Below are 5,738 nucleotides of genomic sequence, written 5' to 3'. Positions count from 1 at the left end.
GTGCGGACCGATCGCCGTGGACCGATCGCCGCTGGCGACAACGATGATCGAGGCCAGCGCGATGATCGCGACCTTGCACGATGTGTGGAGCTATTCGCGGTAACTGCTCAACTTTCAACTAACGAGATTTCTTGATGTCATCCAATGAACAAGAGCTATTGCAGAGGATAAGCCGCATTCATGAGAGGCATGAATTCCTGGATGAAATGACGGGCAGGCGATTCAATATCTACTCAATAGCGCGCAGCGAAAGAATGGAGGAGCAAACGCACTCGCGCATGATTGCTGAACTCCTGAGCCCAAAAGGGTTGCATGGTCAGAGAGGTGCTTTCCTCAATTTGTTTCTGCAACAGACGGGGGTGGCGTTAGATAGCTCAGTCATCGATAAGGCGGTTGTCAAGAGCGAAAAGCGGTTCAGGGAAGAAAACAATAAGGGCAGGGTCGACATCGTTGTCGAGATGAGGAACTTCCTGCTTCTGATCGAAAACAAGATTGATGCGGGAGATCAAGATAGGCAAGTCGAGCGCTACTGGGGTTACGCGGCGAAATTCAGCAAGTGTGCCGTCTTGCTATATCTTACCCTCGACGGCCGGCAGCCTACGAAAGAATCGTTGGGCGCAATAGCGACTCCTGAAAATGCAGGAGATTGCTGTTCCGAGGCTAGGCCCGAGAAGGATCGTGCTCCGGATGTCCGGCCAATTTCTTATGCGCGAGATATCATTCCATGGCTTGAGTCCTGCGTGTTGTATTGCATTCAAAACAATCTGATCCAACTGGCTTTTGGCATCGATCATTATGCTATGCTGGTCAGGAAAATAGCGGGAAAAGAAATGAACGAGAACGATGACGAATTTCAAGACATCGCTAAAGCGCTGATGAGTACTTCAGAAAATGCCTTGTCGGCGCTCAAGATCAGCCAGGTATTTAGCGACGCACACTTTCGCGGCAGGTTACTCAATAGGTTCATGGCGGATCTCCGGCAGGCAATAGAAAATAATGTAGATCACCGCTTCTCCTATACGGAAGAGGTTCCAGAAAGACTCAAGCCTTTTCAGTCAAATGAACAAAATCTTATTCGGTGGTGTCAGCGAGGAAACAAATCTGACGGCTGGGAGAGTAAAGGCATTTTCTTCGCTACGCCGGGCGGAAATTATCTCCTGCATATCCAGTTTGCTACAACTGCATTCCATTATGGGCTTGTGCCTGTGGATCGTGATTTGGGCTTGGATAGTGGATCTTTGGCGACTTATCGATGGGCGAAGCGTGCGTGGAGTAAGCTTGTTTGGTTCTCGAAAGAGGAAGTCGGGTACGCAAGTGATTTTGAGCAGGATTTTCTCCGGCTGATCACGGATACCAGTCAAATCGAGGAATTGGCGGAAAGGATCGTCAGTGAGGCGTCTGATATTTGTTCGCGTGAAATCGTGGACATACCACCAAGCCCTTTGCCGACGCCACCGATAACCCCAAATCCAGCAGATGGACAGGCAGAGATGCCGTAAGCCGCTGAAGCGGCTCCGAAATTTCTGGGACAGCAAAATTTCGTGGACAGTATACTGATCTCCCTTGAAGTTCCGGGGAGAGTAGACGAATTTCACCAGACGCTCGGCCGCCTTTCACTCGATCCCAAGTCATCGTGAACCCACGAACACGTTGCTTTGGTACCAACCCAATCGCTTGGGGTCTGGCGGCAAACCCTGGGTGCCGGGGAGGTAGAGCAGTCCGCCGTGGTGCTGCATCAGACTCCGGCCAATCGGCGATTCATCCTCACATTTGCATTCCGGAACGCGTACCACGTAGATGCCGTCCTGATAATCAACTGCGCAAGTGCCCCGATCGAACATCCAGTGGGCGTCTCGCGTCAGCGCGAGCCCATTGCGCGGGTCGTTTCTCCGCTTCCCGAGCGCTTGTGCGCGACACACGGGGCTGCGGGCGTGCAACTCCACCTTTCCGGAGACGCCCCAAGACTCAGGAACGATTTCTCGTTCCCTTACACCCCGGAAAACTGCTGCATCCCCAAAACTGCTGTCCGGCATTCGCTCCGCGCCTTGTGGTTCGCAGCACCATGTCAGCGCCGCAAACTGGGCAGCGAGGTTTTTCTGATGTAGTGCGGCCCTCCCGGCTGCCAGGGTTGGCGCGCGGCGCGCTCGCTACTTGACTCAAGCCTGAACGGGACTCCGCCCGATCATGACGAATCATCGCCTTCAGCTTTGCGCCATCCCACAGCTCGATGTTGCGGCCATGGGCGAATTTCTCGGCTTCGTTGGTGAACACGCCCGAGCTTATCACATAGCCACCGGCCGCCCCACGGGCCGCCATCACACCATACAATTCGCGTACGATTTCGACGCCGACCTTATATGCACGCCAGCGCTTGCACTGAACCAGGTGAAGTTCGCCATTCTTGCGCAGTTCAAGATCAACCCCTCCATCCGGCCCTGAAGGGGTCTCGGCAACAGAAAAGCCCCGCTCGCGAAACGTTTCGCCGATCAACTGCTCGAACTCTCTCCAGGATATATCCATGAGGTCAGCGCTACCTCGCGTCGCCTTTGCCGCCTTAAGCAGACTCCCGCCCTTGAACGCCCTTATGGCCGAAAGAACTGCGCCGATGATGAAAACGAGCGGCAGAATGTATTGGCCGATCATTGCTGCCGTGCGGATGAATTGACTATTCACCATTCCCGATAGGTCGTTAAGACCCGAAGCCGTAACAGGCGGGGCTTCGGCGAGTGGATGAAGCAAGAAATAGCTCAGTGCGCCGATCATCACACCAACCCACCACGGCAGCATAGCCGCGACCTCAATCAAGTCCTCAACGACACTTTGGCGGCGACGAGACATAATTGCTCTCTCTGCATGGTTCTGCTTTACGGTTCGCGGACATTACACGCCGCTTGGCCTGTTCGTTGTGCTCGCGGCAGGGCGTTAAGACATTTGACCTTGAATCGGGGGCGTTCCGATCACAGCACACAGGCGTGGGCCACCAGGGGCTAAATTCCTTCTGCTCCTAATCGAGTCATCGTGAACCCACAAACACGCTGCTCCGGTGCCAACCCAACCGCTTCGGGTCTGGCCGCAAACCCTGGGTGCCGGGGAGGTAGAGCAGTCCGCCGTGGTGCTGCATCAGACTCCGGCTAATCGGGGATTCATCTTCAAACCGTCCCTCCGCAACGTGAACCACGTAGACCCCGTCCCGATAATCGACCGTCCAGAGCCCCCGATCAAACATCCAGTGGGCGTCTCGCGTCAGCGCGAGGCCGTTGCGTGGGTCGTTGTCTCCGCTTTCCGAGTGCTTGTGGATGTGTGCCGCTTCGACCGGGTGAGTAGCTGATCCAGGGGCCGGTGATCTTGCCCTCCTCGATCATGTCCATGATCGCCAGGAGTAGAAGCGGCTTATGGGGGGCGAGGCCGCGTCGCTCGGTCCAGATCAGTTGCAGGGTGGTGGTGGAGTCCTTTCCGCCGGAGTAGCCGATGATCCAGGGTACGTTGTCCGCAGTGTAGAGTACCCGGATCTCCTCCTGGAGTTCGGCGACGGTCTTGCGGAAGCCCTGGGCGTCGAAGGCGGAGCGGCGGGGTTTGGCCGCCGATACGGGTTGAGCTTGGTCCGCCGACAAGTCGGGTGCGCTGGGGTGCGATGCGTTCATTGGAAACCCTTCGAGAAGTGCAACCGTCGAGTGCGAAGTATACCTTGGCCCTCAACGCAGCGACTCCGGGACGGAAATGCCGGGGCGTCGGCTCGCCCCGGGCGCGAAGCGCCTGGCGGCCTTGATCATCACTCCGGCGACCCTGCTGGACGGGAGGTCGCTGGTCCGCACAGCGGACCCTACGGGCGCGGGGCCGTCGGGTCCGCTGTGCGGACCAAAGATATGGCCGTTGGCTGATGGGCCGGGATTATGATCAAGGCCCGCCTGGCACCTGGGTGACACCGCCGGAGCGGGGTTACGAGAACCGAGACATTCCTTATGAGCCCTGTTTATCTCGACTGCAACGCCACCACCCCCCTGGACCCCGCGGTCCGCAAGGTCCTCCTGCACTTCCTGGACGAGGACTTCGGCAACGAGGGCAGCCGCACCCACGCCTTCGGTGCCCGCGCCAAGCAGGCGGTGCAGCGGGCGCGCGATCAGGTGGCGGCGGTGGTCGGGGCCAGGCGGGACGAGGTGGTCTTTACCAGCGGGGCGACGGAGAGCAACAACCCTGGTTCCACACCGATGCCGCACAGGGCTTCGGCAAGGACCTGGAGCCGCTGCGCAATCCACGGATCGATCTGATCTCTGTGAGCGGCCACAAGCTCTATGCGCCCAAGGGTGTCGGATGGTGGCGCTGAAGGACCTGATCGCCATCTCCAACGGCTCCGCCTGCACCTCCAGCAGCTACGCCCCGAGCCAGGTGCTGAAGGCGATGGGGATGAGCGATGGGGAGGCGAACGGCTGTGTGCGGATGAGTTGGTGCCATCTGACACCGGCGGTGGATTGGGGGGCGGTGGCGGCGAGGATTCGGGGGTTGCTGTAGGCGGCCCGGCGGACTTGGTCCTAATTCCGGCCACCGGGAGCGCCGCACCCCAGTGCGGCGCGGTCTATCGGCAGAACGCAACGCTGCGGTCGCTTGCGAGGCCGCGCCGCACTGGGGTGCGGCGCTCCCAGCGTCCGAGCGGGCTTGAACGCGTGCGCTCGCCGGTGCGACTTGGCCGGGGTTATGAGGGCCGACGCGGTGGGAGCGGCTTCAGCCGCGACGCGAGCTCGCAATCTGCCGTGGCCTCGTCGCGGCTCAAGCCGCTTCCACGGGGGGCTTTCATGGTTCGGGGTGGCCGGTCTTGTTACCATGGGCGTTAGCCTGACGTGCTTTCATGCTCCGGGGTGGCAGAGCGACCTTCCATGGCCGTTAGCGAGACCGGGGCCGGAGAGATGAAGCCTCGACCTCCTGTGTCCTGGCGGCCGGAGCGGTGGTCAAGTCGGCTGCCCGGGGGCCTCGAACTCCGCCTTATCATAGACCTCGCGCAGCAACAGGGTGCAGCCGATGGACTCGAAGTGGATCGGGGCCTCGGGGTCGGGATAGGCGTCGATGGCGGGTCGGTCCTGGGCGATCAACACATACTGGCGCAAGCTCGGCAGGCCGCGGTAGCTGGCAAACTTGCCGCCCGGGATTGATGATGAGGACCAAATGCACACATTGACGATTGAACTCCCAGTAGAAGGACTACCCTCGCCAGCCGAGTTGACGGATAATTTTGCCGACGAGGCGCGTTTTTTGCTTGCACTCAAGCTCTTCGAGCAGGGCCGCATTTCCTCGGGCAAGGCTGGCCGATTGTGTGGCATGGGCCGCGTCGAATTTCTGCTGACGGCCAGCCGCGCCGGGGTCCCGGTGGTCGATTTGAAGGGTGACGATCTCGCGGAAGAGTTTGCCTGATGCCGAACTCGACCCCGGCGAGGCCGCTGTCATTGCGTTGGCGCGCAGCCTGGCGCCCTGCCTGGCGATCATCGATGAAAAGCGAGGACGCAGGATTGCTCACCATATCTATGGCTTACCGGTCAAAGGGACCGCTGGCCTGTTGGTGGAGGCCCATCGGCGTGGTTTGCTTAGCGACTTGCGCACCACGTTGCTGGACCTGAGACGGGCTGGCTATTACCTCTCCGACGCGGTGATCGAGAGCGCTTGCGCAGCGGCCCAGTGCACCTGAAAGGTGGCCATGCTCCGGGCCTGGATCATAATTCCGGCCACCGGGAACGCCGCACCCCAGTGCGGCG

11 protein-coding genes are annotated in these 5,738 nt (G+C 59.5%); 6 read left to right on the top strand and 5 right to left on the bottom strand.

Annotation, left to right across the window (positions count from 1 at the left end; translation table 11 throughout):
* Positions 1 to 134: 134 nt before the first annotated feature.
* Positions 135 to 1,499 carry a PD-(D/E)XK nuclease family protein gene (locus tag QZY48_RS06875; RefSeq protein ID WP_295429394.1) on the top strand — a complete coding sequence of 455 codons (1,365 nt, stop codon included), beginning with the start codon at positions 135 to 137 and terminating at the stop codon, positions 1,497 to 1,499.
* Positions 1,500 to 1,628: 129 nt separating this feature from the next.
* On the opposite strand, the gene QZY48_RS34635 is transcribed toward QZY48_RS06875, so the two are convergent.
* From QZY48_RS34635 to QZY48_RS06865, 4 genes are all read right to left on the bottom strand, one after another.
* Positions 1,629 to 2,033, bottom strand: a complete 405-nt coding sequence (locus QZY48_RS34635) for an HNH endonuclease signature motif containing protein (protein WP_366929643.1) — start codon at positions 2,031 to 2,033, stop codon at positions 1,629 to 1,631.
* Positions 1,966 to 2,838 (bottom strand): restriction endonuclease, encoded by an 873-nt coding sequence (locus tag QZY48_RS06870; RefSeq protein ID WP_295429392.1) that lies wholly within the window; start codon positions 2,836 to 2,838, stop codon positions 1,966 to 1,968. Before QZY48_RS06870 ends, QZY48_RS34635 begins: the two co-directional genes overlap by 68 nt.
* 175 nt (positions 2,839 to 3,013) lie before the next feature.
* Positions 3,014 to 3,298 carry an HNH endonuclease gene (locus tag QZY48_RS34630; RefSeq protein WP_366929645.1) on the bottom strand — a complete coding sequence of 95 codons (285 nt, stop codon included), beginning with the start codon at positions 3,296 to 3,298 and terminating at the stop codon, positions 3,014 to 3,016.
* Complete coding sequence (locus tag QZY48_RS06865) at positions 3,219 to 3,641, bottom strand: hypothetical protein (protein ID WP_295429389.1); 423 nt, start codon at positions 3,639 to 3,641, stop codon at positions 3,219 to 3,221. The genes QZY48_RS34630 and QZY48_RS06865 overlap by 80 nt, the downstream gene beginning before the upstream one ends.
* Before the next feature lie 318 nt (positions 3,642 to 3,959).
* Here QZY48_RS06865 and QZY48_RS06860 point away from each other — a divergent pair, with 318 nt between their 5' ends.
* Genes QZY48_RS06860 through QZY48_RS06855 form a run of 3 tightly spaced genes read left to right on the top strand, consistent with a single transcriptional unit; the run spans position 3,960 to position 4,506 of the window.
* Positions 3,960 to 4,265 (top strand): aminotransferase class V-fold PLP-dependent enzyme, encoded by a 306-nt coding sequence (locus QZY48_RS06860; RefSeq protein ID WP_295429387.1) that lies wholly within the window; start codon positions 3,960 to 3,962, stop codon positions 4,263 to 4,265.
* On the top strand, positions 4,232 to 4,321 hold the full coding sequence (locus tag QZY48_RS34625) for an aminotransferase class V-fold PLP-dependent enzyme (protein ID WP_366929644.1): 90 nt from the start codon (positions 4,232 to 4,234) through the stop codon (positions 4,319 to 4,321). Before QZY48_RS06860 ends, QZY48_RS34625 begins: the two co-directional genes overlap by 34 nt.
* Positions 4,309 to 4,506, top strand: a complete 198-nt coding sequence (locus tag QZY48_RS06855; protein ID WP_295429386.1) for a hypothetical protein — start codon at positions 4,309 to 4,311, stop codon at positions 4,504 to 4,506. The genes QZY48_RS34625 and QZY48_RS06855 overlap by 13 nt, the downstream gene beginning before the upstream one ends.
* Positions 4,507 to 4,940: 434 nt before the next feature.
* On the opposite strand, the gene QZY48_RS06850 is transcribed toward QZY48_RS06855, so the two are convergent.
* A complete protein-coding gene (locus QZY48_RS06850; protein ID WP_295429384.1) occupies positions 4,941 to 5,096 on the bottom strand; it encodes a hypothetical protein in 156 nt (51 codons plus the stop codon).
* 58 nt (positions 5,097 to 5,154) lie between these two features.
* Between QZY48_RS06850 and QZY48_RS06845 the strand changes: the two genes are divergently transcribed.
* Both QZY48_RS06845 and QZY48_RS06840 read left to right on the top strand, forming a co-directional pair.
* Positions 5,155 to 5,400 (top strand): UPF0175 family protein, encoded by a 246-nt coding sequence (locus tag QZY48_RS06845; RefSeq protein WP_295429383.1) that lies wholly within the window; start codon positions 5,155 to 5,157, stop codon positions 5,398 to 5,400.
* On the top strand, positions 5,393 to 5,671 hold the full coding sequence (locus QZY48_RS06840; protein ID WP_295429380.1) for a DUF3368 domain-containing protein: 279 nt from the start codon (positions 5,393 to 5,395) through the stop codon (positions 5,669 to 5,671). Before QZY48_RS06845 ends, QZY48_RS06840 begins: the two co-directional genes overlap by 8 nt.
* Positions 5,672 to 5,738: the final 67 nt, after the last annotated feature.

Origin of the sequence: uncultured Thiodictyon sp., from assembly GCF_903828115.1 — a bacterium.
Classification (GTDB): Bacteria; Pseudomonadota; Gammaproteobacteria; order Chromatiales; family Chromatiaceae; genus Thiodictyon.
Note: the sequence above shows the minus strand (reverse complement) of the source record. Positions and strands in the feature narration are given on the sequence as shown.

What these genes read in the sequence shown, in the direction of transcription:
- QZY48_RS06865 (WP_295429389.1), bottom strand. Translation starts at nt 3,641, where the DNA reads ATGAACGCATCGCACCCCAGCGCACCCGACTTGTCGGCGGACCAAGCT.
- QZY48_RS34635 (WP_366929643.1), bottom strand. Translation starts at nt 2,033, where the DNA reads ATGCCGGACAGCAGTTTTGGGGATGCAGCAGTTTTCCGGGGTGTAAGG.
- QZY48_RS06875 (WP_295429394.1), top strand. Translation starts at nt 135, where the DNA reads ATGTCATCCAATGAACAAGAGCTATTGCAGAGGATAAGCCGCATTCAT.
- QZY48_RS06860 (WP_295429387.1), top strand. Translation starts at nt 3,960, where the DNA reads ATGAGCCCTGTTTATCTCGACTGCAACGCCACCACCCCCCTGGACCCC.
- QZY48_RS06855 (WP_295429386.1), top strand. Translation starts at nt 4,309, where the DNA reads ATGGTGGCGCTGAAGGACCTGATCGCCATCTCCAACGGCTCCGCCTGC.
- QZY48_RS06845 (WP_295429383.1), top strand. Translation starts at nt 5,155, where the DNA reads ATGCACACATTGACGATTGAACTCCCAGTAGAAGGACTACCCTCGCCA.
- QZY48_RS06870 (WP_295429392.1), bottom strand. Translation starts at nt 2,838, where the DNA reads ATGTCTCGTCGCCGCCAAAGTGTCGTTGAGGACTTGATTGAGGTCGCG.